General features: G+C 40.6%; 28 protein-coding genes and 1 pseudogene. 5 read left to right on the top strand and 24 right to left on the bottom strand.

Annotated features, from left to right (window positions below; all coding sequences use genetic code 11):
* Window positions 1–47: 47 nt before the first annotated feature.
* From ABJV04_RS11815 to ABJV04_RS11795, 5 genes are all read right to left on the bottom strand, one after another.
* On the bottom strand, window positions 48–581 hold the full coding sequence (locus tag ABJV04_RS11815) for a hypothetical protein (RefSeq protein WP_348491715.1): 534 nt from the start codon (window positions 579–581) through the stop codon (window positions 48–50).
* A gap of 177 nt (window positions 582–758) precedes the next feature.
* Complete coding sequence (locus ABJV04_RS11810; RefSeq protein WP_348491714.1) at window positions 759–1,247, bottom strand: GNAT family protein; 489 nt, start codon at window positions 1,245–1,247, stop codon at window positions 759–761.
* A gap of 75 nt (window positions 1,248–1,322) precedes the next feature.
* Window positions 1,323–1,772: an acyltransferase gene (locus tag ABJV04_RS11805; RefSeq protein ID WP_348491713.1), complete on the bottom strand. Its 450-nt coding sequence runs from the start codon at window positions 1,770–1,772 to the stop codon at window positions 1,323–1,325.
* 117 nt (window positions 1,773–1,889) lie between these two features.
* The gene (locus tag ABJV04_RS11800; protein ID WP_348491712.1) at window positions 1,890–2,237 is read right to left on the bottom strand and encodes a hypothetical protein; all 348 of its coding nucleotides are present in this window, start codon (window positions 2,235–2,237) and stop codon (window positions 1,890–1,892) included.
* Between the two features lie 53 nt (window positions 2,238–2,290).
* Window positions 2,291–2,563 carry a GNAT family N-acetyltransferase gene (locus ABJV04_RS11795; protein ID WP_348491711.1) on the bottom strand — a complete coding sequence of 91 codons (273 nt, stop codon included), beginning with the start codon at window positions 2,561–2,563 and terminating at the stop codon, window positions 2,291–2,293.
* 177 nt (window positions 2,564–2,740) lie between these two features.
* On the opposite strand from ABJV04_RS11795, the pseudogene ABJV04_RS11790 reads away from it, so the two are divergent.
* Window positions 2,741–2,866 (top strand): annotated as a pseudogene (locus ABJV04_RS11790) (IS110 family transposase); the annotation flags it as partial.
* A 419-nt stretch (window positions 2,867–3,285) separates the two neighbouring features.
* Here the strand turns inward: ABJV04_RS11790 and ABJV04_RS11785 are convergent.
* The 5 genes from ABJV04_RS11785 to ABJV04_RS11765 all read right to left on the bottom strand — a co-directional run bounded on the left by ABJV04_RS11785 (window position 3,286) and on the right by ABJV04_RS11765 (window position 5,873).
* A complete protein-coding gene (locus ABJV04_RS11785; protein ID WP_348491710.1) occupies window positions 3,286–3,723 on the bottom strand; it encodes a GNAT family N-acetyltransferase in 438 nt (145 codons plus the stop codon).
* Window positions 3,724–3,801: 78 nt separating this feature from the next.
* Window positions 3,802–4,098, bottom strand: a complete 297-nt coding sequence (locus tag ABJV04_RS11780; protein ID WP_348491709.1) for a type II toxin-antitoxin system RelE/ParE family toxin — start codon at window positions 4,096–4,098, stop codon at window positions 3,802–3,804.
* Entirely contained in the window at window positions 4,099–4,320 is a 222-nt protein-coding gene (locus ABJV04_RS11775) for an addiction module protein (RefSeq protein WP_348491708.1), read from the bottom strand.
* 467 nt (window positions 4,321–4,787) lie between these two features.
* On the bottom strand, window positions 4,788–4,955 hold the full coding sequence (locus ABJV04_RS11770) for a hypothetical protein (protein ID WP_348491707.1): 168 nt from the start codon (window positions 4,953–4,955) through the stop codon (window positions 4,788–4,790).
* 498 nt (window positions 4,956–5,453) lie between these two features.
* Window positions 5,454–5,873: a hypothetical protein gene (locus ABJV04_RS11765; RefSeq protein WP_348491706.1), complete on the bottom strand. Its 420-nt coding sequence runs from the start codon at window positions 5,871–5,873 to the stop codon at window positions 5,454–5,456.
* Between the two features lie 226 nt (window positions 5,874–6,099).
* Here ABJV04_RS11765 and ABJV04_RS11760 point away from each other — a divergent pair, with 226 nt between their 5' ends.
* Window positions 6,100–7,065, top strand: a complete 966-nt coding sequence (locus tag ABJV04_RS11760) for an integron integrase (RefSeq protein WP_348491705.1) — start codon at window positions 6,100–6,102, stop codon at window positions 7,063–7,065.
* Here ABJV04_RS11760 and ABJV04_RS11755 read toward each other — a convergent pair.
* The 14 genes from ABJV04_RS11755 to mnmG all read right to left on the bottom strand — a co-directional run bounded on the left by ABJV04_RS11755 (window position 7,057) and on the right by mnmG (window position 19,575).
* Entirely contained in the window at window positions 7,057–7,485 is a 429-nt protein-coding gene (locus ABJV04_RS11755) for a CBS domain-containing protein (RefSeq protein ID WP_348491704.1), read from the bottom strand. The genes ABJV04_RS11760 and ABJV04_RS11755 overlap by 9 nt on opposite strands.
* Window positions 7,486–7,654: 169 nt before the next feature.
* Window positions 7,655–8,068: a F0F1 ATP synthase subunit epsilon gene (locus ABJV04_RS11750; protein ID WP_348491703.1), complete on the bottom strand. Its 414-nt coding sequence runs from the start codon at window positions 8,066–8,068 to the stop codon at window positions 7,655–7,657.
* 58 nt (window positions 8,069–8,126) lie between these two features.
* A complete protein-coding gene (gene atpD, locus ABJV04_RS11745; protein WP_303477636.1) occupies window positions 8,127–9,512 on the bottom strand; it encodes a F0F1 ATP synthase subunit beta in 1,386 nt (461 codons plus the stop codon).
* A 31-nt stretch (window positions 9,513–9,543) separates the two neighbouring features.
* The gene (gene atpG / locus ABJV04_RS11740; RefSeq protein WP_303477633.1) at window positions 9,544–10,404 is read right to left on the bottom strand and encodes a F0F1 ATP synthase subunit gamma; all 861 of its coding nucleotides are present in this window, start codon (window positions 10,402–10,404) and stop codon (window positions 9,544–9,546) included.
* Window positions 10,405–10,456: 52 nt separating this feature from the next.
* Complete coding sequence (gene atpA / locus ABJV04_RS11735) at window positions 10,457–11,998, bottom strand: F0F1 ATP synthase subunit alpha (protein ID WP_348491702.1); 1,542 nt, start codon at window positions 11,996–11,998, stop codon at window positions 10,457–10,459.
* 14 nt (window positions 11,999–12,012) lie between these two features.
* A complete protein-coding gene (atpH, locus tag ABJV04_RS11730) occupies window positions 12,013–12,546 on the bottom strand; it encodes a F0F1 ATP synthase subunit delta (protein ID WP_348491701.1) in 534 nt (177 codons plus the stop codon).
* A gap of 14 nt (window positions 12,547–12,560) precedes the next feature.
* Window positions 12,561–13,031, bottom strand: a complete 471-nt coding sequence (gene atpF, locus ABJV04_RS11725) for a F0F1 ATP synthase subunit B (protein WP_348491700.1) — start codon at window positions 13,029–13,031, stop codon at window positions 12,561–12,563.
* A 39-nt stretch (window positions 13,032–13,070) separates the two neighbouring features.
* Window positions 13,071–13,319, bottom strand: coding sequence for a F0F1 ATP synthase subunit C (gene atpE, locus ABJV04_RS11720; protein WP_008842484.1), 249 nt, complete (start codon window positions 13,317–13,319; stop codon window positions 13,071–13,073).
* A gap of 56 nt (window positions 13,320–13,375) precedes the next feature.
* Entirely contained in the window at window positions 13,376–14,188 is an 813-nt protein-coding gene (gene atpB, locus ABJV04_RS11715; protein ID WP_348491699.1) for a F0F1 ATP synthase subunit A, read from the bottom strand.
* A 57-nt stretch (window positions 14,189–14,245) separates the two neighbouring features.
* The gene (locus tag ABJV04_RS11710; RefSeq protein ID WP_348491698.1) at window positions 14,246–14,641 is read right to left on the bottom strand and encodes an ATP synthase subunit I; all 396 of its coding nucleotides are present in this window, start codon (window positions 14,639–14,641) and stop codon (window positions 14,246–14,248) included.
* Window positions 14,642–15,302: 661 nt separating this feature from the next.
* Complete coding sequence (locus ABJV04_RS11705) at window positions 15,303–16,166, bottom strand: ParB/RepB/Spo0J family partition protein (RefSeq protein WP_348491697.1); 864 nt, start codon at window positions 16,164–16,166, stop codon at window positions 15,303–15,305.
* 20 nt (window positions 16,167–16,186) lie between these two features.
* Entirely contained in the window at window positions 16,187–16,972 is a 786-nt protein-coding gene (locus ABJV04_RS11700) for a ParA family protein (RefSeq protein ID WP_348491696.1), read from the bottom strand.
* A 51-nt stretch (window positions 16,973–17,023) separates the two neighbouring features.
* Window positions 17,024–17,665, bottom strand: coding sequence for a 16S rRNA (guanine(527)-N(7))-methyltransferase RsmG (gene rsmG, locus ABJV04_RS11695; protein WP_348491695.1), 642 nt, complete (start codon window positions 17,663–17,665; stop codon window positions 17,024–17,026).
* Complete coding sequence (gene mnmG / locus ABJV04_RS11690) at window positions 17,665–19,575, bottom strand: tRNA uridine-5-carboxymethylaminomethyl(34) synthesis enzyme MnmG (RefSeq protein WP_348491694.1); 1,911 nt, start codon at window positions 19,573–19,575, stop codon at window positions 17,665–17,667. Before mnmG ends, rsmG begins: the two co-directional genes overlap by 1 nt.
* 898 nt (window positions 19,576–20,473) lie before the next feature.
* On the opposite strand from mnmG, the gene ABJV04_RS11685 reads away from it, so the two are divergent.
* The 3 genes from ABJV04_RS11685 (at window position 20,474) to ABJV04_RS11675 (ending at window position 24,793) form a co-directional block, all read left to right on the top strand.
* On the top strand, window positions 20,474–21,259 hold the full coding sequence (locus ABJV04_RS11685; protein ID WP_348491693.1) for a DUF4097 family beta strand repeat-containing protein: 786 nt from the start codon (window positions 20,474–20,476) through the stop codon (window positions 21,257–21,259).
* Between the two features lie 841 nt (window positions 21,260–22,100).
* Window positions 22,101–23,408, top strand: a complete 1,308-nt coding sequence (locus ABJV04_RS11680; RefSeq protein WP_348491988.1) for a hypothetical protein — start codon at window positions 22,101–22,103, stop codon at window positions 23,406–23,408.
* A 77-nt stretch (window positions 23,409–23,485) separates the two neighbouring features.
* The gene (locus ABJV04_RS11675; protein WP_348491692.1) at window positions 23,486–24,793 is read left to right on the top strand and encodes a sugar ABC transporter substrate-binding protein; all 1,308 of its coding nucleotides are present in this window, start codon (window positions 23,486–23,488) and stop codon (window positions 24,791–24,793) included.
* Window positions 24,794–24,831: the final 38 nt, after the last annotated feature.

The raw sequence follows: 24,831 nt of genomic DNA, 5'->3' as shown, positions 1-24,831 counted from the left end.
TATTGACACCATAGTCTCTTGTTATGCTTTTCCTCGACCGCGTATGGTTACCAATCACTCGCATATTCTTTATTCGCTTTAAACGCCTCGACTTCTAAAGGTGCTTTGTCGTACCCATATTCTGCTAAATCCGAAAAGTGCTGAGTTATTATGTGGTCGAGACTGGCTCGTTCAATTTGAAGTACATGTACCAATTCATGAGCAAGCTTTGGCCTATCCAGTTCATAACCATGACGAACATAAATTGAATAACCGAACACTTGGGCGTTGTTGATGATACCTTCACCAATGAATCCGAGTGCTTCACCTAGTTTTTTCAGAGCAAAGTTTTCATACGGGAACGGAACTTCATCCACATACACAATCCTTACTTTCTCTGGGTTTTGAATTCCAATATCGATTGCTAATGACAACTCTTGTGCATTTAAAGGTGTTCCAGACTTCAAACCTTGCTTATCAGTTTCATACGCCCAGTCAATATACTGTGGTAGCAATATTTTTGAGATAACTTTCTGGTAAGAAAGTAATGCTACGATAATGGCTACGGCCAAGAAAAGCGTTGTAAACTTGATGAACTTCATGAATTTCAAATCCTTTTTTTAAAAAATCCTAATGATCTGCGGAAAAAATATAACTTTGAGCTAAGGGCAATTACATGGCGCATAAAATAGCCGAAGGCGCGCCATGTAATTATCCCAGTGAGCCCGCTTTTGGTGTGCGGCTTAAACGTGTTGTTAAATTTTACACGCTTTCCAAAACTACCTTAACTTAGCGAATATATGATTATTATAGAAGTGTCCATTTTTAAAGATGGCATTTTCTAATACAGCTTCCTGTTTAAAGCCCAATTTTAACAACAGTTGCATTGAGGGATTATTACCTGAGAACACAGACGCAAACAACCGAATAATATCTGTGTTTGAAAACACGAAGTCCGATAATTGTTGAATAGCAGCAAACGTAATGCCTTTGCGCCAATAATCCCGAGCTAACCAATAGCCGATTTCTCCGGATTTTTGGTATTCGAATTCACCGCGATTGACACCGACACAGCCGACTAAAATCCCATTAAAACAAATGGCTTTAATTAAATCGCCTTTGCTGCCTTCGCGCACCCACCATAACGCGTCCTCTTTGGTGTATGGTGACGGAATTTTGGAAGAAAGAAATTGAGTCACAGCATCGTTGTTTAGTATGGAAACCAAACTTTGTATGTCGTTTTCTGAGAAATCACGAAGTAAAACCATTCAAGTCCTTTTGCTATTTAAAGTAAATATATTCCCAACAATCTAACACTTAAAATTCCCACCATGATGTTTTTGTTAGGCATACATGCTCTCCACGAAATACGTAACCCCTAGGGAAACGAAAATAAATGATGCATTGATTAACGCACGAACAGGCCAAGCAACATGCTTGTACGATATCCCTGCTCTTTTTGAAGCAATAACCATTAAACCCATTAACCCGAACCACGGCGTAAAAAATATAATGGCTTTCCACTTTACGATTGATACGGCCATATCGTGAAGCGCACCACTAGCTAAGAATGTGATGAGAGTTGCTATGGAAATAGGTAAAAAATTGGCAAGCGGTCGCATGACATTGCGAGATAAATAATAGCTCCAGATAGGATTCCAGTAGTGCCAAAAAACAGGGAAAGACTTTGCACCCAAAGAACGTGAAAGCATATTTCTCATAGAGTGACTAGCCCCCAGAGGGACACCATTTCGTTTCTCAACATATTGTGAAAGTGACAATGATTTGTGCATGATAAACCCGTATATCTAACGCCCCTAATAAACAGCGAAAACTTGTTGGCTAAAATGGCGAGGAGCGAGATCCAGCCAGCGAGTTGGCGTCCTATTGATTGGATTGATATATGGCACTCAGATGCCTAGCGTATTGACTTTCGAACCACAAAAAAAGCAATGAGTCCGTTTTTTAGTGACACGATGTCCACAATCACTGCACTTGGTAGCCGCAGATACTTTCCCATCAGCTTGCCCATCGCGCAAATCAATTTCTTCCACTTTTGCTTCGATTTGTTTCTTCGTTACTCCTTTTTCCATTAGCAACTCCAAAGAAGCCAATGTGAGTATATGAAGCGTATCGATTTTATTTTCCAATACTTTTAAATGGGATTCATTACCCTCAGAACGGTAACTATTCGCCGATGTATCTACATCGATTCGACCAAATCTAAAGTCTTGGAATGAATCGTAAAAATCAGCCATATTTCCTCCTTGCCAGATAACGCTGCCAACTCAGGTTAGAATTTGCGAGCATCCTAGTGCTTAGTCTTGTTAGCAGTAAATTTTAGACGCAAAACTTTCTGCCCTGTTTGCTCATGGATCTTTTCTTTCAATTTCTCACAGCCATATTTTGAATAGAAGTTACGTCCCATATTGTTTACTTTAAACACCTCAACTTCAAGATTTCCATGAATTTCTTGGGCTTTATCCATTAAGGCCTTGCCAATGCCTTGACCATGACAATAGGGTTGAAGGAAAATTGCCCCCAACTTCGTTACCCATAAGCGCAACAAAGCCTTTAACTTCACCTTCAACAGCCGTCTGTAAAAACAACTATTGGTTGGTGACGCTGATTTCACTGCTAGACATAATGACTCCCCACGAACCACCTTTAAAGGTGCTGATCTCCAATTTTTCGCGGGTTAGCTAAGCAAAAGCCATAATAGTTGTGTTGAACAAGCTAATAAAAGGAGAACAGCATGAGCAAACATAACAATTTAATCATTACTGCGATTGCCCGAGAAATGGCAGCCTACATTTGGGCTATCGCCAAAGAAGTGGTACTCACTCCTGTCGACCACAAACTAAGATTAAGTCGAGTACCCGCATGATTAAAAGTTTTGAGTTAACGCATTCGGATCAGGCCGCGGAATGTGACACAACCTACGAGGGCGTTATAATGGCAGTAACTTAACCGTTTTTGATCCACGAGCATAGACTGATGAGAAGGTGTTACCGGTGATCGGCGCGGGACAAAACGAGTAAGGTCAGCTCTGCTTATTCACTGAATAAGTAACCTACGGATACCAGCAAGACAACCGACGACATTACTGCCTCATCCGGTGCGTTAGCTCAATTTATTTAAGTACAAGAATAAACTAATTATGGACCGAAAAAATGTCAATTGACAAAAGGAGTCATACCAACGCTCCAATAAGCAGCGGAGCAATACGGCCCCATTTTTTGCGGCACTTTGCGAAAATTGGGCGGCGTTTTCGGAGTCGGCTGGGCTGACTGGTTTGCTATGCCTTTAAACCAATACCTTTATAAAATTGATCTTGCTAGTACTAACGGAACCTCGATCTTCGTACCCGGACATTTGATATCCGCTAGCTATCAGCATTTGTAACATTGCTGGAAACCGGTTCATAGACTTGACCGAAATTGATTCAAAACCATTTTCCTTTGCCCATGATTCTTGAATAGACCGAAGTTTAGAAGCAACTTTCATTTTACGGTAACATGGAATCACCCCACCCAACCAACTGTAAAATTGATTGCTGAAAACTTCATATCCAATCTTGAAGCCTATTGGTTTATCTTCGTGTTTAGCAACCAATATTAGGTTTCTTTTCCCCTGTAATCTGGCTTCAATTACATCTGAAGTAAGTAGGCTTTCAAACTCAGGAATAAGAGGTGCAATATCCAAAATATCAGGTATTTTACCAGTCTCATACTCAAACTTCATGATACTCGCAAATTAGGCATACCGCTCCAATAAGTCAACACAAAGAGCGTAGAGAGTTGAAGTCGGATGATTGGTTTGTCAGCTGCGTTCATTCCAATAGCCTGGTTTACGATGATTATGCATCACAGCAACTACATAAATTTCTGAATTACCGCGAACTTTATAGATAATTGAAAAAGGAAAACGACCAAGAACAAATCGTCGATGACTTTGTCCAAATTTAGGCCAAGTCGAAGGAAGAGATTGGATAGAATTGAAAGCCTCCTCTAATTCTTGCACGAACTCATGCCCCAAACCCTTAGATTGTAATTGATACCATGCAAACGATTCTTTAACTTCAACCTTAGTATCAGGATGGAACAATATTGGGAGCATTTAGCTGGCGATATCTTTTTTTATTTCATCCCAAGAAATAGCCTGCACCGCACCAGACTCTAGTTCAGCACTGCGTGATTCAGCCAACGATAGCCAGTCTTTATCAACATCTAGAGTATTTTCAGGATCCATAGATGATAATAGACAATGTGCAGCTAATGCTTTTTCTTTTGTGCTTAATTGTTCGATGTTTTCCAGTAATATTTTGAATGCTTCTGACATTTTAGATTACCTCGAAATCAATGTTTTAATATATTAACACTTTATTAAAACAACCCAAATCAAATTATATCGCTGTAAGCTAATGCTTACAATAACGGGAAAAACCGAGTGCTTTGGCACGAAGTGCCAGCGAGGCTTTTTCCCAGTGAGCGAAGCGAATGTGGTTTATTGTTTTGTTAGGTGTCATGTTACTTGTCGTTAGGCTTTAATGGTGCGATTAGCATAAATAATATTAAACAAAACCAGCTAATAAACAAACTTCCTATTATCCATGCTAGCTTTTCTTGGCGTCCAACATTTGGTGACCTAGAAATTATTGTGATTGGAATTACCCATGCGATTAATAAAACAAGAAGCAAGGGAAACCAAGATATTAAGATTTGAGTTGTGTTATCCATAATGAAATCCTTTTTTGACACCTAACGTCCCAATGAGCGAAGCGAATGAACATAATGTGTTTGTTAGGGCTACTTACCAGCATATTTTTTCTTAAACCAAATCGTGAGCAATATAAACAAAAATATAACGAGCACGATCACACCAACTTGATCAATATAACCTCTAAAGGGACTAGCAAAACCAATAAAGGTTTCTTGTTGATATGTACAAGCTCCCACTCCAGACCAATTTTGCATGAAAGAGCCACCACATAGAGTAAATGTACTTACTGATACAAATCCAAAAACGAACAAGAGTATTAAAACCAGCAATCTAGATTTTGAATTCTTCATTGTCACCTTTGTAGCCCTAACTTCCAAAACAACGGAAAACGCGAGCGTATTGGCGCAGCCAGCGAGTGCTTTTCCGATGCTTTTGTTTGTTATGTGTAAATAGCTTAGTCATCATTTTTTGTAGCATTCTTTGTTCTTGGGTTATTAAAACCGCCTGACACTTCATCTTCCCTTATGGCAACAAGACCATTAATTAATATTGCGACAACTGTAATACCAAATATGATCCAAAAACTCAGCGAGGTGAAGTAAGAAATAACAAAAGCGATGCTGCCAACCAACGCGAGCATTAAAAATGTAAGTCTAAGGTCTACGAATTTCTTCATTTACACATAACGCTTAACATATGGGGATTTTAGGAGCGCTTTATCAGCGAGTAAAATTCCCACCATGATGTTTTTGTTAATTGCCATTTTCCTCTGCCTCCGCTTTTTGAATAATTTTGGAAGACTGTACCTTTACCAAAATAAACGCTGGTAACAAAGGGACAAAAGCTAGCCAAGATTGCATTTCAAAAGCCCAAAAGTAAATAAACCAACCTTGAGCAATAATTAGCACTGTCATGTTTAACCATCGAGAGAAAAGCATGAGATCTCCCATGGCTGCCAAGGGTAGACCAAAGCAAAGTGCTCCTAAGCCATATAACCAGAGATTAAAATCTGCGGTTGAATTAATAGCCCCTACATCGATGGCAATTCCAAATAAAAATGGAACTAAAACCAAGATCATAACGACAGTTGAAAATCGATCATTGCTCAGATGCTTCTGATGAGCTTTATTTTTCTGTGCGAGTTTCTCTAATGTGTCCATGGCATTTAACAATATTCTTAGTAAGAAAAAATCCGTTTTATCGACGCGGAATATTTCCTTGTTTTCACGTTGTTCTTTTTTAACATAGGTTACAAGTGCCTGTACAGGTTAAAAATATGTCCTGAAGAGTGGGCTTGTGTTGGGAAAAGTACAGTTTTTTTACATTTTATTGCTGTTATGGGGAAAGCTTGTCTATTCTGGTGGTTTATACAGTGCTTTTACAAGGAGCGTAAAGGGTATGAAATCACCATTTTTGGAAATGCTTAAAGACGAAATGTATCAGCGTCATTATGCAAAACGTACCATTCAAACCTATTTAACATGGATAAGTAGCTACATTCATTTTCATAGCAAGCGTCATCCTGCTCAGTTACATAATTTGGAAGTAGAACAGTTTTTATCCCATTTGGTGTTGGAGTTAGACGTTGCAGTTTCTACTCAAAAAATTGCCTTGAATGCGCTGTCTTTTATGTACGCTGAAATTATTGAGAAGCCCTTATCTTTAAAGTTGAAGTATGTGCGTAGCACTCGACAACAAAAACTACCTGTGGTGTTAACACAACCCGAAGTACGTGATTTACTCAATTGCATCAATGCCAATTATAAACTACCTGCATCGCTTCTGTATGGCAGTGGATTGCGTTTAATGGAGTGTATTCGACTGCGTGTTAAAGATATTGATTTTGACTATAAATCCGTGCGAATTTGGAATAGTAAAGGGGGTAAACATAGAGTAGTGACTCTTGCCGACAGTTTACTATCGGATCTACATAAACAAATTATTTTGGTTGAACAGTATTTAAGTGCCGATGTTGTGAATCCCGATTTTGCTGGTGTGTGGTTACCCAATCGCTTAAGAGTGAAGTATAAATCGGCAACTAGTGATATTGGTTGGCAATATCTATTTCCATCGAAAAGACTATCTAGTGATCCAGAAACGAATCGTTTACGTCGTCATCATATCGATGAGTCGGGTCTGCAAAAAGCAATCCGAACAGCTAGCAATACTGCGAAGATAGTTAAACATGTTACACCTCACACCCTTCGTCATACCTTCGCCACCCATTTATTGCTATCGGGGGCCGACATTCGTACGGTTCAAGATCAATTAGGCCATGCCGATCTGCGAACCACACAAATCTACACGCATATATTGCAAAGGGGAGGGAATTCAGTGATTAGTCCGTTATCTAATCTATTTTGAAAGGTACTTTTCTATTTGTTTTGTTTCGACGAACTTGAATACATCCCGCCAACTTAAAATTCCCACAGGTTGAAATTCAGAATTAATAACCGGAATACAGGAAACGCCGTTGGCATTGAAGGTTTGAATGGCTTTGAAAAGTCCGCTGGTGGGGGATAGGGTGACTAAGTCGCGACTCATAATTTGGTGCACACGTTTGTTTAGACTAGCGCTATCTCGCAGGGATTCAACAGCAGTATCGATATTAGGGCTAATCGCTTTTAAATAATCTCTATCCGATAAAATACCCACTAGCTTAGTATTTTCAACTACTAACAAATGATGGAATTTATGGTTTTCAAATAGTCTTTTTACTTCAGATAAAGTGCTGTCCATTTGTACACAAACGATATCTGTCGTCATGATTGTTTTAATTTTCATATGGAAGAACTAGGTCCTTGCGCAGATTGCATTTAGGTTAACTATAAACCAGAGTTCACTTTTTAAACCACTACTAATCGGTTTAATGCTCAATTAATCATGATTACAAAACCTTAGCTATAAAAAAACCCAGCACTTGGCTGGGTTTTTACGAATAACTAAATTCTGGTTATTTACGCAATTTCTGAATTAATCGGATTTGCGCGATGGCTTCTGCAAGTTGAGCAGCGGCTTCAGCATAATCAAAGTCAGCTCCACCGTTTGCAATGTGCTCTTCAGCTGTACGTTTTGCTTCAAGAGCAGATTGTTCATCCAAATCTTCTGCACGAACAGCAGTATCAGCCAAAACAGTCACAGTACCAGGTTGAACTTCTAACAGTCCACCAGCAATGTAGATGATTTCTTCTTCACCAAACTGTTTAACCAAACGAACCATGCCAGGATTTAACGCTGTAATTAAAGGTGCGTGTCCAGGATGAATACCTAGCTCACCTTCACTACCGGTAATCTGAATAGTTTCTACCAGACCAGAAAAAATCTTGTCTTCGGCACTTACCACATCCAGATGTACTGTCATTGCCATGGGACCTCCTATTTAGGTTTACGAAAAAACTAAGGAAAAAGACGCAGTATATTGCGTCTTACTTGCCTTTGGCTTTTTCAGCGGCTTCGTCAATTGAGCCAACCATATAGAAAGCTTGCTCTGGTAAGTGATCATACTCACCTGCAAGGATCCCTTTAAAGCCACTGATAGTATCTTTCAAAGATACATATTTGCCCGGTGAACCGGTAAATACTTCAGCAACGAAGAATGGCTGTGACAAGAAACGCTGGATCTTACGAGCACGAGATACAGATAATTTGTCTTCTTCTGACAATTCGTCCATACCTAGAATCGCAATGATATCTTTAAGTTCTTTATAACGCTGAAGAACCGACTGAACGCCACGTGCTGTGTCATAGTGCTCTTGACCAATAACCTGAGGGTCAAGCTGACGAGACGTAGAATCTAGTGGATCAACCGCTGGGTAAATACCCAAAGAAGCGATATCACGAGACAATACAACTGTTGCATCCAAGTGAGCAAAGGTTGTTGCTGGGCTAGGGTCAGTCAAATCATCCGCAGGTACGTATACCGCTTGGATTGATGTGATTGAACCAGTCTTAGTAGATGCAATACGTTCTTGCAATACACCCATCTCTTCAGCCAATGTAGGCTGGTAACCTACCGCTGATGGCATACGACCTAGTAGTGCAGATACTTCTGTACCAGCTAGTGTATAACGATAGATGTTATCTACGAAGAACAGTACGTCACGACCTTCGTCACGGAATTTCTCGGCCATAGTCAAACCAGTTAACGCTACGCGTAAACGGTTTCCAGGAGGCTCGTTCATCTGTCCGTATACTAGTGATACTTTGTCTAGTACGTTAGATTCGTTCATTTCGTGATAGAAATCGTTACCTTCACGAGTACGCTCACCAACACCGGCGAATACTGAGTATCCACTGTGCTCGATAGCGATGTTACGAATCAATTCCATCATGTTTACTGTTTTACCTACACCAGCACCACCGAATAGACCAACTTTACCACCTTTTGCGAAGGGACAAACTAAGTCGATTACTTTGATACCAGTTTCAAGTAGTTCTACAGAACTTGATTGGTCTTCGTAGCTAGGCGCTGCACGGTGAATAGACATACGCTCTTCTTCACCAATTGGGCCAGCTTCGTCGATTGGATTACCTAATACGTCCATAATACGGCCCAATGTTTTGGTACCAACTGGAACTGTAATAGGTGCACCTGTATTTTCTACAGCTAACCCACGGCTCAAGCCGTCAGTGGTTCCCAATGCGATACTACGTACCACACCGCCACCAAGTTGCTGTTGCACTTCTAAGGTTAATCCCTTCAAGTTACCTTCGGTAACTATCAGTGCGTCATATATAGTTGGAACGGCATCTTGTGGAAATTCAATATCCACAACCGCACCAATGATTTGGACGACCTTACCTTGACTCATGTTTAGTCCTCATTAATTTTTAAACCTTTGCCTACACCGCTGCCGCGCCGCTCACTATCTCACTAATTTCTTGTGTGATAGCTGCTTGACGTGCTTTGTTGTATACCAATTGCAAATCATCGATTAGATCGCCGGCGTTATCAGTAGCGGCTTTCATCGCTACCATTCGCGCGGCTTGCTCTGACGCAGAATTTTCTACTACGCCTTGGTACACCTGAGATTCGATATAACGGACCATTAATTTTTCCAAAATTGGTTTTGGATCTGGCTCGTATATGTAATCCCAACGATGCTTTAATTCTTCTTCATCAGACTTAGGCAAAGGTAACAATTGATCGATTCTGGGTTCTTGCGTCATAGTATTGACAAAGTCGTTGTAGACCAAAAACAAACGGTCTATTTCACCTTCGTTGTACGCGTTTAACATTACACGTACTAAACCAATAACATCTTGAACACTTGGCGAATCACCTATGCCAGATTCAGCAGCAAGTACCTTGCCTCCGAATCGGCCGAAAAAACCACATGCTTTTGCACCCAATGCAGCGAAGCTCACTTCAACGTCTTGTTGTTGCCACTTATTGACGTCTTGGCTTACTTTTTTGAACTCATTTGAGTTCAAACCACCACACAGACCACGGTCAGTTGAAATCACGATATAACCAACACGTTTCACCTCGCGCTCATCCAAGTAAGGATGGCGATATTCAAGGTTACCGTGGGCCACGTGACCAATCACTTGACGCATGCTTTCGGCATATGGACGGCTGGATTCCATACGGTCTTGCGCCTTTTTCATTTTAGACGCGGCAACCATTTCCATAGCACTGGTGATCTTTTGAGTGTTTTTAATACTCCCGATCTTACCTTTTATCTCTTTACCGCTGGCCATGACTTATCTCCGATTTCTCAACGTTAGGGTAGCGGTTAAGCTACCCAATTGATTACCAAGTTTGAGTTGCTTTGAATTTGTCCAAAGCTTCAGTTAACTGGGCTTCAATATCACCGTTGTAATTACCAGTGTCGTTAAGTGTTTTCATAAGATCAGCATATTCAGCGTTCATGAATGAATGTAGTGAAGATTCGAAATCCAATACTTTATTCAATTCGATGCCTTTCAAATAGCCTTTTTCAACTGCAAACAAAGATACACCCATATCGCCCACTGAAAGTGGTGCATATTGGTTTTGCTTCATTAATTCAGTTACGCGCTCACCGTGCTCAAGTTGCTCACGAGTCGCTTCATCAAGGTCAGATGCGAACTGCGAGAACGCAGCCAATTCACGATACTGAGCCAAGGCTAGACGAATACCGCCACCTAGTTTCTTGATGATTTTAGTTTGCGCTGCACCACCAACACGAGATACCGAAATACCGGCGTTAACAGCTGGGCGAATACCCGCGTTAAACAAATCAGATTCTAAGAAGATCTGACCATCGGTAATTGATATTACGTTAGTAGGTACGAATGCTGATACGTCACCGGCTTGAGTTTCAATGATTGGCAATGCAGTCAATGAACCTGTTTGGCCTTTTACTTCACCATTAGTGAATTTTTCTACGTAAACGTCGTTTACACGAGCTGCACGCTCAAGAAGACGAGAGTGAAGATAGAAAACATCACCAGGATAAGCTTCACGACCTGGAGGACGACGAAGTAGCAATGAAATTTGACGATAGGCTACAGCTTGCTTAGACAAATCATCGTATACGATTAGTGCGTCTTCACCGCGGTCACGGAAAAACTCACCCATAGTACAACCAGAATAAGGTGCTAAGTACTGAAGTGCTGCTGATTCTGACGCAGAAGCAGCAACTACAATGGTGTGATCCATTGCGCCGTGCTCTTCTAGCTTACGTACTACGTTAGCAATGGTAGAAGCCTTTTGGCCAACCGCTACGTATACACAGCTAACGCCAGTGCCTTTTTGGTTGATGATAGCATCGATTGCCAAAGCAGTTTTACCTGTTTGACGGTCACCGATAACCAATTCACGTTGTCCACGACCTACTGGGATCATGGCATCAACCGATTTATAACCTGTTTGGATAGGTTGGTCTACTGATTGACGTTCAATTACGCCAGGTGCAATTTTCTCTACTGGTTCAAAACCTTCAGCATCAATTGCGCCTTTACCATCAATAGGCTCACCCAAGGTGTTAACTACGCGTCCTAAAAGGGCACGGCCAACAGGAACTTCCAAAATACGACCTGTAGATTGGACTTTCATACCTTCACGTAGATCCGCATAAGGACCCATTACTACCGCACCTACAGAATCTCGTTCAAGGTTCAATGCGATAGCATAACGATTACCAGGAAGCTCAATCATTTCACCTTGCATTACATCGGCAAGGCCATGGACACGAATGATACCGTCAGTTACACCAACAATGGTACCTTCGTTACGAGCTTCACTTTTTACATCAAACTGTTCAATTCGTTTTTTGATCAGTTCTGCAATTTCAGTGGAATTCAGTTGCATGCTCTATTTCCCCGCTATGATTGTAAAACGTCTGATAGACGGTGTAGTTTTGATCTAACCGAACCATCAATTACTGTGTCACCGGCTTTAATAATGACTCCGGCTACAATGGCAGTATCGACGTTACAATTCAGCTTAACTTTTCGTGCAAGACGTGTCTCAAGAGACGCGCTGATTTCAGACAGTTGTTTATCACTCAATTCAACAGCAGAGGTAACCTCTACATCAATTTCTTTGTCGAATTCAGCTTTGTATTGATTAAACAACAATGCAATATCAGGCAGCGCTTTCAAGCGTCCATTCTCAGCCAAAACACCAATAAGGTTTTGACCCGCTTCGTTGAGTTGTTCACCGCACACGCTGTTAAACAATTCCGCTAGTTTTTCGGCAGCCATAGCGCTCGATAAGATGTTAGTCATCTCTTCGTTGTCCGCTACTTCACCTGCAAACTCCAGCATTTCTTGCCAGTGTGGTACAGCTTGCTTCTCAACCGCATAGTCGAAAGCTGCTTTAGCATAAGGGCGAGCAACAGTTGTCAATTCAGACATAGCTCATGTGCCCCTTATAGCTCAGCGACAAGTTTTTCAACTATGTCACTTTGTGCAGCGGCGTCGATTTCTCTCGCCAAGATTTTCTCTGCGCCGGCAACAGCTAATACTGCTACTTGCTTACGAAGATCTTCTTTTACACGGTTGCGCTCTGCTTCAATTTCGGTTTGACCTTGCGCGATAATTTTTTCACGCTCGGTATGGCCTTTTTGCGTTTCTTCGTCAACTATTTGAGTTGCACGCTTTTTGGCTTGTTCGATAATTTCAGCTGCTTGTATTTTCGCTTCTTTAAGTTGCTCAGTAGCTTTTTGTTGCGCCAGTTCAAGGTCTTTTTCACCTCGTTCTGATGCAGCTAAGCCATCAGCAATTTTTTGTTGGCGGTCTTCGATAGCGCCCATAATAGGGGGCCATACATACTTCATGCAGAACCACACGAAGAATATAAATGCTATTAATTCGCCAACTAGAGTGAAATTGATATTCAAGTCCGCTCCTCCTAAGTTCGTTGATTACAATTGTTGTGCTTATACAGCAAACTTCGCGCTTTCAACAAACAACAAGAATAGTGCAATAGCTACACCAATCATCGCGATAGCATCAATAAGACCCGCTACGATGAACATTTTTACTTGAAGAGTAGGCGCTAGTTCTGGTTGACGAGCAGCAGACTCTAGAAATTTACCACCCAAGATACCGAAGCCAATAGCTGGCCCTAGTGCACATAGACCAATCAAAATACCAACTGCGATATATAGATTACCCAAGATTTCCATAGATTTTCACCTTTGTGTTTTAAGTTAAAGTTTAATAAAAATAGTAATGTTAGAAATTAGTGTTCTTCACTTGCCAGACTCAGATACACGATGGTTAACATCATGAATATGAACGCTTGCAACGGAATGACCAACAAGTGGAATGCAGCCCAAATGAAGTGTAACGGCAACTGCCATAACCCCATAGTTCCTGCAATCAGAATAAATATCAGCTCACCTGCGTAGAGGTTACCGAACAAACGCAATGATAAAGACAAGGGTTTGGCCAGTAACGATACTAATTCAAGTATAAAGTTGAACCAGTACAACCACGGCGTGTTAAACGGATGAGCATACAGCTCCTTCATAAAGCCGCCGAATCCTTTGATTTTGATGGAATAAAATATCATCAAAACAAACACGCCAATCGATAATGCGAAAGTCATGTTTACGTCTGTGGTAGGTACCACTTTCATGTATGTATGTGATTGGCCTGCAGCGATAACGTCCATAGACTCGCCGGCAATTAAAGCAGCCAGTGTAGGTAAGAAATCAACGGGGATTAAATCCATAAGGTTCATTAGCAATACCCACACAAATATTGTGAGTGCCAATGGCGCTATTAGAGGACTTTTACCGTGATAAGTACTTTTGACTGTATTAGCAACAAATTCAACAATGATCTCGACTAATGCCTGCCATTTGCCAGGTACACCAACCGTTGCTTTCTTTGCTGCCGCTCGAAAACTTAAAATAAACACCAATCCAAGAACCACAGACCATGCCAGCGTATCGACGTGAAGAGTCATAAACCCTTCGCCGACCGTAGCATTGGTCAAATGGTGCTGAATATAACCGCTAATGGTTTGTTCGCCACCCGATCCTGCCATTTTCCCATCCAAATTGTAAAAGTTAAAGATACTGGTATTCCATCTCGTTAGTTACCTTTAAGCGGTACTCTTAACGCGATGTAAAAAACTGATTATTGGCCACTGGGCCATCATCGTTATCAGATAAGTGACTAATAACGGCAAAAACTCTACTTCTGACCATTTGAATGCTAAAGAGAATAAAATGATGGTCAAAAAGAATTTAATTTTACTGCCTTTGCTAAAACTCCGTACTACCATCTCATTTTGTGTGGCACCGGCATATCTAAACGCATAAAAAGCAAAAACAAAAGCCGGAATTAAACAGGTAATACCACCATAAAAAGCTGAAATTCCGCTATTTTGGCCCTTGAAAATCGCAAAAAATATGGCACTTAAAATGGCGATAATACTTTGAATAAAAAGTACTTTTCTAGCCAACTGTCGACCTTCGGTAGTTAAGCTAGTAGCCAATTTAGTCCTCTGCGCGTTCAAACCTCAACAAAAAGCGCCAAAATTATACTGTTTTATCGCAAATATTCAACCATTAAGCGCGTTTTGTTGTGTAATTTGTATTAATTCATAGTTAGCTACAAAATTAACCACCAACGCTCCGATATTAACCTCCTTTTTGAGGTTTTAAATAACACTTTGGTAGGAGAATTTAAGGACTTTGTACTGTTTTAGTTATGTAGCCTAAATTTTGGGTGATTTTATCGCCAAATAAAAATTAAATTTTAAATAGCAAACCCATTCGCGGGGCTTAAGCACCCGCCTACAGAAAGCATCAATATAACCAAACCTGTAGCCTGGCCTTTAGGCCATGGAAATACCAAAACCTAACTCGCGGGGCTGAAGCACCCACCTACAATAAAAAATCAATATGACAAAGCCTGTAGCTTGGCCTTCAGGCCATGGAAATACCAAAACCTAACTCGCGGAGCTAAAGCACCCGCCTACAGGAAAACATTAAGATAACCAAACCCGTAGCCTGGCCTTCAGGCCATGGAAATATTCAATCCAATTCGCGGGGCTGAAGCGCCCGCCTACAATAAAACATCAAGATGACCAAACCTGTAGCTTGGCCTTTAGGCCATGGAAATATCGAACCTAACCCGCCTACGGATTGATAGATTTATTTGATGTGACTTAAAATCCCATCTAATTCATCTAAACTTGAAAAATTGATGGTGACCTTGCCTTTTCCTTTGGCATTGTGGGCAATGCTTACGGGCGCACCTAAATTATCTGATAATTGGTTTTGTAAACGCTGAACATCGGGATCGACTTTTTGCTCAACCTTTTCTTTTGGCGGCTCTAGGAATTTACGCACTAAACTTTCGGTATCGCGAACGGTTAAACCTTTGCCCGACACTGTTTGTGCCGCTTCGGTTTGCATATCGCCTTGTAAAGCTAACAATGCACGGGCGTGACCCATTTCAATATCACCGTGCTCTAATAATAATTTTACATCTTCATTCAAATTATTCAGACGTAATAAGTTAGTTACTGTGGTTCTCGACTTGCCAACCGCTTCAGCAACTTCTTGGTGGGTAAGTTCGAACTCAGTCATTAACCGATCAAGTGCCTGGGCTTCTTCCATGGCATTTAAATCTTCACGCTGAATATTTTCAATCAATGCAATGGCTACCGCCGCTTCATCTGGCACATTCTTAATAATACAAGGAACCACATCAAGCTTAGCTAATTGGGATGCTCGCCAACGGCGTTCCCCAGCAATAATTTCGTATTTATCTTCGCTGATTTTGCGAACCACTATGGGTTGGATAATACCTTGGGAATGAATTGATGAGGCCAAATCATCTAATGCTTCAGGAGACATATCTTTACGAGGTTGGTATTTTCCAGCTTGTAAAAACTCAATGGGTAGTTTTTGCAATTCACTGCTGCGCTCAGAAACTTCCGACTCTTGCTTTGCACTGCTGGTAGCCAACAATGCGTCCAATCCTCTGCCTAATCCTCTTTTTTTCGTCGACATGTCAACTATTAACCTTTTTCTTAACTAGCTTCTTTTAAGATCTTATTACGACGGCGCAGTATTTCACCGGCCAATGCCAAATAGGCTTTCGCTCCCGTAGAAGATTTATCGTAATACATGGCTGGTGCGCCAAAACTTGGTGCTTCTGCCAATCTCACATTGCGGGGAATAACGGTGCGGTAAACTTGTTCACCAAAATGTCGTTTAAGTTGTTCTGACACATCATTGGCCAAGCGATTTCGAGGATCATACATAGTTCGTAGCACACCCTCAATTTTTAAATCAGGATTTACCACCGATGCTAACTTTTTAATCGTATCCATTAACGCGGTTAACCCTTCCAATGCGTAATATTCACATTGCATGGGAACCAGCACCGAATCGGCAGCTGCCATGGCATTTACGGTTAACTGACTTAACGAAGGTGGGCAATCAATAAAAATATAATCGTAGTAATCACGCACAGGTGCTAATGCATTGCGCAGACGTAGCTCTCTGGCGAACACTTCCATCAATTTGATTTCTGCAGCCGTTACGTCACTATTTCCGGCAATCAAATCGTATTTGCCAGACGTTTCGGTGATGATCACTTCAGATGCGGGTTTATCTTCAATCAGGAGTTCATAACAAGTGGAATCAACTTCGTATTTGTCGATACCACTTCCCATAGTTGCATTGCCTTGGGGATCTAAATCGATCAATAGCACTTTTCGCTTAGTAGCCGCCATTGACGCTGCAACATTTACTGCTGTAGTCGTTTTTCCAACGCCACCTTTTTGATTTGCTATTGCAATGACCTTAGCCAACTTTCCCGTCCGTTTTTCTTTGAATTTAGGTATTGATTAAAGTAGTAGGCACTAACTAACTTTTCTGATTTTTATCAGATGACGTTCGCCTTCAAGTACTGGAATATCTAACTTAATAGATTCTAACACTTCAAATCCCTCAGGTAGAAGCGCTATTTCTTGTTCTGGATATTGACCTTTCAACGCAAGAAATTCACCTTGTGAATCTACCAGATGTTGGCACCAGTGCAACATATCTTTTATCGATGCAAATGCTCGACTCAATACCCCATCCAGTGGAGTATCACTGGAATACTGCTCTACACGGGATTGAACAGGTTCTATATTTTTTAAATCTAACTCGAACGCCGCTTGTTTCATAAAGCGAACTCGTTTACCTAAACTATCTAATAAAACAAAATGTTTATCAGGATGCATTATCGATAAAGGGATACCGGGTAAGCCTGGTCCTGTTCCCACATCAATATAATGATTTCGGTCTAAGTGCGGCGCTACAACTATGGAATCAACAATATGTTTGATTAACATTTGTTGTGGATCCCGCACTGATGTCAAATTATAAGCTTTATTCCACTTGTTCATCAGAAGCACAAAATCCACCAAACTTTGCCGTTGTTGTTCACTAACCTCTATTGATAAAGGTTGTACGGCACGGTCAAAGGCTAACAATAAACTGCTTTTAAGTTCGTTCATTAGGCGCTTTGCAGGTTGCTGTTATTGTCTTTGCGCAACAAGCCTTGTTTTTTCAAATGGACTAATAATAGTGAAATTGCCGCCGGGGTAATTCCGGATATACGGGTCGCTTTTCCAATAGTTTCAGGTCGTGTCTCCGTTAACTTAGCAACAACCTCGTTGGATAGGCCAGAAATAGTACTGTAATCGAAATCCATGGGTAACAAGGTGTTTTCATGGCGTAAACTTTTGGCGATTTCATCTTTTTGGCGTTCGATGTAACCGGCATATTTAATTTGAATTTCAACCTGTTCGGCCGCCTGTGGATTTTCCAAAGCGGGCCCTAAACCTTCAATCTTCATCAATTTTTGATAGGTCATTTCTGGTCGACGGATCAAATCTTCCAAGGAATGCTCTCGACTCACTGGATTTTTCAACAATGGGTTCAAGGTTTCAGTGGCAGCATGATTGGGGTGGATCCAAGTACTCTTGAGACGTTGTTTCTCTTGTTCAATGGCTTCCATTTTTTGATTAAAGGCCGCCCAACGAACATCATCTACTAAGCCAACTTCACGTCCTTTAGCAGTCAAACGAACATCGGCATTGTCTTCTCTTAATAATAAACGATATTCAGCACGACTGGTGAACATTCTGTAAGGTTCTTTGGTTCCCATGGTGGCAAGATCGTCAATTAACACACCGGCATAAGCTTCATCGCGGCGCAAAATAAGCGAGTCTTTTTCTTGTACTTGCAATGCAGCATTGGCGCCAGCAAGCAAACCTTGTGCGCCAGCTTCTTCATAACCGGTAGTACCGTTAATTTGTCCAGCAAAGAATAGACCTTGGATAAATTTGGTTTCTAAAGATTGTTTTAAATCGCGGGGATCAAAAAAGTCGTACTCGATAGCATAACCAGGACGAATAATATGCGCGTTTTCAAACCCTTTAATTGATCTCACCAGATCAAACTGCACATCAAATGGCAGGCTGGTGGAGATCCCGTTAGGGTAGATCTCAATGCTATTTAGCCCTTCTGGCTCAACAAATATTTGATGGGAATTTTTATCTGCAAAGCGATTAATTTTATCTTCAATAGAAGGGCAATATCTTGGCCCAATACCTTCGATCACACCGGTATACATGGGAGAACGATCTAAACCGCCACGAATAATATCGTGGGTTTTTTCATTTGTATGGGTGATGTAACAAGAAATTTGGCGTGGATGATCTTCTACTTTTCCCATAAAAGAAACCACGGGTAGTGGCGTATCACCAGGCTGTTCTTGCATTGCATCATAGTTTAGGGTGCGAGAATCTAAACGAGCAGGAGTACCGGTTTTAAGGCGATCGACTCTAAAAGGTAAAGCTCGTAACCGATCCGCTAAAGCGATCGAAGGGGGATCGCCAGCTCTTCCACCTTTGTAATTTTCCATTCCAATATGGATGGTTCCACCCAAAAATGTGCCCACGGTTAACACCACTGTTTTGGCTTTAAATTTTAAGCCCATTTGGGTGACAACGCCGGTTACACGATCATTTTCAACGATCAGATCATCACAAGATTGTTGAAAAATAGTGAGGTTTTCTTGATGTTCTAGGGTAGATCGTATTGCTAAACGATATAGGGATCGATCGGCTTGGGCACGAGTTGCTCTAACCGCAGGTCCTTTGCTTGAATTTAGAGTACGAAATTGAATTCCAGCCTTGTCTGTAGCTAAGGCCATTGCACCACCAAGTGCATCGATCTCTTTCACCAAATGACCTTTTCCGATCCCGCCTATGGCTGGATTACAGGACATTTGACCCAGCGTTTCGATATTGTGGGTAAGCAATAACGTTCTGACTCCCATACGCGCAGCAGCAAGGGCAGCTTCAGTACCTGCGTGGCCTCCGCCGACTACAATCACATCAAATTCTTGTTGGTAAAACATAAATGCCTCGAATTTCGCTTACTCGCGTATGAACTTTAAACGTTGATGATCAATGGATCGATCGTCGATTAAAAAAGGGCGCGTATTTTATACTTATTTGATCCAAATGGAAATGCCTAAAATTCCTGCAAGGTTAGAAATATTGCGGTTTGTGAATTAAATAATTTGTTAGATCTAAACCGATCTCTTAGTCACTAATCTTTATGATCTATTTATCTATTTAGATTATTTTTATTATTATTAAGCAAGCCTTGATCTGTTAGTAAGGGGTTTTTTATTAATTAAATCAGTTATTTATTTACGATCGTATGCTGTGATCAAGAGTTGATCAATTGCGTATAATATGTGGATAAATAGCGATCTTATCCACAAGCGCGATCTTCTATTTTTCTGTCCAGTTGATAACCTCAGGATATACAAGGTTTATACATAAAGTTATACACAGCCTAAAAGGGGGGATTTACCCTCAAAAAAAGATCGTTTTTAATTTAGATCAGATCGAAAAATTGGAAATATTAGTAGTTTGATCGCAATTTTTAATTAAAACCTAGGGTTTAATCCCATGGAATTAAGGGGGATCTACCATCATTATTAATGATTTTTTGTAACATGGGCTTCAGCCTATGGAAATATAAATACTATTTGCGGGGCTAAAGCACCCACCTACAGGGCCTTAATATAACAAAACCATGTAGCATGGCCTTCAGGCCATGAACCTATCAAACCTAACTCGCGGGGCTAAAGCACCCGCCTACAGGGCACTAATATAACAAAACCATGTAGCCTGGCCTTTGGTCCATGGAAATATAAAGGTTATAACTATATTTATTCTATTATTTAAACCTTTTAATCATAGATTGCGACTCACTAACTAAGCAAACCAATATAAGAGAGCACTATGTTTACCAATAATTCTAAAATACTGACGCTTTTATCGACGTTATTACTGCTAATGAGTTTCAATCTGTCTGCTAGAACCATCAATGAAAGTATTGATGTGGAAAGTGGTGGCAAACTATTCCTTCGTACTGATGTGGGGCGTTTAGTTATTGATAGCCATAATAAAGACACTGTGCTTTTGGAGGTAGATATTAAAGGTGATGATGGCGATGATTTGGAAGTGACCTTTAAAGAACAAGATAATAATGTTCACGTTTTGGGAAAAATGGAAAACCATAAAAAGTGGGGCTGGAACAGGGATATTCGTGCTGAATATCGGATTACACTGCCTAAAAACTTTGATTTGGAGTTGCACACCTCTGGTGGCTCTATCGAAATAGATGATCTCATTGGAGATATCGATGCCCACACATCAGGTGGCCATATTAATGTAGGTAATATTAGCGGTGATGTTGTATTAAAAACCTCGGGTGGATCTATCAAAACCAAAGAAATTAATGGTGAAATAGATGCTCATACCTCCGGCGGAAGTATTCGTGTGACTATGACTAAGCAACCCAATAAAGATGCGGAGTTATCAACCTCTGGTGGTTCTATTACTGCATACTTACTCGATACTGTAGCTATTGATATTGATGCTTCTACTAGTGGCGGACGAGTGCGTTCGGATTTCGATGTGGATGGTAGGGTTAAAAAGCAATCTATCCGCGGCGAAATAAATGGCGGTGGTCCCACCTTAGAATTACATACCAGTGGTGGCAGCGTATCCATCAAAAAATTGTAATCAGGCCATGGATATATCAAACCCAATTCGCGGGGCTAAAGCACCCGCCTACAGGGAACACTAATATAATAAAACCCACTCGCGGGGCTGAATCACCCGCCTACAGGGAACACTAATATAATAAAACCTTGTAGCCTGGCCTTCAGGCCATGAAAATATCAAACCCAATTCGCGGGGCTAAAGCACTCACCTACAAGGAACACATATATAACTAAACCTGTAGCCTGGCCTTCAGGCCATGAAAATTCCAAATCAACTCGCGGAGCTAAATCATCCATTTATAAAGGTTAATTTATTAACCTTTGTGTCAATATTTTCCCATCAACTTTTTTTAAATGTTTGAAAAAATCTCTCGTTTTTTACTTTATTAACTAAACTCTTTTAACAAATAGATAATTATTAAATTAACATCTACATAACGATGTTATTTTAATATTCTATTTTATAACAATGACTTAAATAAATCTTAAGTTGAGTTTAGCTGTCAGTTTCATTAACTAATGAAAATTAATTGTTAATTAAAGGTTGACTAAATTACTCTTATTTAAGAATATGCTCAAACAGTGAGCATATGACCAGATGTATTCATTGGCTCATTTATATTTTTTATTGCCCATCGGTTTTGGCGAAGAACGAATGTGATTTGGTAACAAAAACATTCAAAAATTTTAATGATTAAAAACCAATCAGTAACTAAATTAGAGAGTCCACAATGTTTAAAAAAATTCATAAAACATCAGTTTTGTTAGCCAACGCAAAGGAAATTAATTCGTCCGATTCAAATATCAATGGAACTGAGCGCTTTTTCGAATCCAAATTACGAACATTAACATTCGGCAAGATGAGTTTACTTGCCACTGCAATAATGACTGCTTCTATCCCTGCTCAAGTAAATGCGGCGGAATTTCTCGACGGCTTAGCAGAAGTAAATTTCTTAGCAATGCAAAACTATCAAGCCATTCAAGCTAAAGAAGGCGCGTTTCGACCAGTGGATGAAGAACAATCTTCAGGGTTTGGTCGAATTAGAGTTAACTTAATGTTCAAATTTCATCTCAATGAATATATTACTGCCGATGTAGATATTGCTGAAGAACCTAATGATTTCGGTAATAACGGCGATAGAGACTTTTCCTTTCACCAAGATTACGCAGGAATTGAGTTCGAACTTTTAGGACTTTCCGGCATGGCCAGTGACGATTCTAATCTTACCCTACGTGTAGGTAACATTGGTGGCTCTCCTTTCCAATTTAAAGGTTTCCAAGATGGTGCTGATAACCAAGGAAATGCTCTTATTGGTAACGGTATAACCGACTACGCGACTGCAGAAAATGGTGCGCAATTAAGTTATAGCAAAACATTAGATAGCGGCATGATCCGCGCTTATAACGTTACCGGTCATATTACGACATCGAGTTTTGGCGAAGCGTTTCAAGAAGACAGAGGTTTTAACTACCGCTTACAAGGTACCTTAGAATTTGCTGGTGGTTTTAAAGCTGGATTGAACTTTTTACAGGCTAATCAGGGCGATCAGTTACGTTTCAATAATGGTGTAGCTAGTCTTGATGGTTTAACCACAACTAACTATCGTTTTGGTGACGGTGAGAACTACAACTTCTCGGCTTCTCCTTCAAGCGAACGTGACACCCATGTTGGCGTAATGCCAGGCCTTGATCAGGCTATCATGCAGTTAAATTTAGCCTATCAACCTTCACCTGAAACCAGCTTGATTTTCATGATTGGTAAAGCCACTGACGACTATACATTTGCAGATGCAGCAGGTAACGCAGTAGCAGGTATTACCTATTTTGGTGTTGATGGTGTTGCTGATCCCAATGGCACAACCTTTGATTCAAATAGCGTAATTAGAGGTGAATCTTCAGTTAAGTACTACACTTTCGAAGCGCAGCATTATTTTATTCCTAACAAATTCTATGTAGCTGCACGTTATGCAGAAGCTGAAAATACATCTGATCTGATAGAACAAACAGACAATACAGTTGAGCGGATCCAAGTAGCAGCTGGATATTGGTTCAATGATAAAACGTTATTGAAAGTTGAATACGTTGATCAAGATGAAGGCGCAAATTCAGGCGGTCAAATTGGTACTGGTTTTGACGGTTTCACATCAGAGATTTCAATTAAGTTCTAAACGATTAATCCAATTTAAAAAGCCTCGTTTAGTTAATTTAAACGAGGCTATTAAAAGCAAATAAAGGGGTACACCCGATGTTAAAAAAATTATCTATATTAGCTTCTGTTTGTATGACACTCAGCACAGTGGTCAGTGCAGAAACAATCACCATCGCTACAGTCAACAATGGTGACATGATCACCATGAAAGAATTGAGTAGTGATTTCGAAAGTAAAAATCCTGGTATTAATTTGAAATGGGTCACATTGGAAGAAAATATTCTACGCCAGCGCGTGACTACGGATGTTGCTACCAGTGGTGGTCAATATGATGTTATGACCATAGGTACATATGAAGTACCGATTTGGGGAAATCAAGGTTGGCTTAAAGAGCTAGATAATCTTGGTGAAGACTACGATGTTGAAGATCTTCTACCTGCTATCCGCAGTGGTTTATCGGTAGACGATAAATTATTCGCAGCGCCTTTTTATGGTGAAAGTTCAATGGTGATGTATCGAACTGATCTGATTGAAAAAGCGGGTCTTGAAATGCCTAAAAAGCCAACCTGGGAATTTATTCGCAAAGCGGCTAAAGCAATGACGGATAAAGAAGCAGGCGTATATGGCATTTGTCTGCGTGGTAAAGCCGGTTGGGGCGAAAACATTGCATTAATCACTGCTATGTCGAACTCATTTGGTGCTCGCTGGTTTGATGAAAACTGGAAACCACAATTTAACACCCAAGCTTGGCATGACACCTTGCAATATTATGTGGATGTGATGAAAGAGTCTGGTCCTCCAGGATCCTCTGCCAATGGTTTTAATGAGAATTTAGCATTATTCCAAACAGGAAAATGTGGAATTTGGATTGATGCGACAGTAGCCGGTGCCTTTGTTACTAACGAAACGGATTCTGAAGTTGCCGATAAAGTTGGTTTCGCTCTAGCACCTGATATGGGCTTAGGCAAACGTGGTAATTGGTTATGGGCTTGGACGTTAGCTATCCCTTCTAGTAGTAAAAAATCTGATGCGGCAATGAAGTTCATTAGTTGGGCAACATCTAAACAGTATTCAGCGTTAGTTGCAGATAAAAAAGGTTGGGCGAAAGTGCCTCCTGGTACTCGTGCATCTTTATACAACAATCCTCAATACATGCAGGAAGCCCCTTTTGCACAAATTACTTTGGATTCCATTCAATCTGCAGATCCGGTTAATCCAACGGTAGACCCGGTTCCTTATGTTGGTGTGCAGTTTGTGGCTATTCCTGAATTTCAAGGAATAGGAACGGCAGTAGGTCAACAATTTACAGCAGCGCTTACTGGTCAAATGACAGTAAAACAAGCCTTAGCAAGTTCACAACGCTTAGTTGAACGTGCTATGCGCAAAGCGCGTTATCCAAAGTAAGTCTGTTTAGTTTCGCGGGTAAGTGTTAATCACTTACC

Origin of the sequence: Aliiglaciecola sp. (assembly GCF_039982535.1) — a bacterium.
GTDB lineage: Bacteria > Pseudomonadota > Gammaproteobacteria > Enterobacterales > Alteromonadaceae > Aliiglaciecola.
This window is presented reverse-complemented; position numbering and strand designations above follow the sequence as displayed.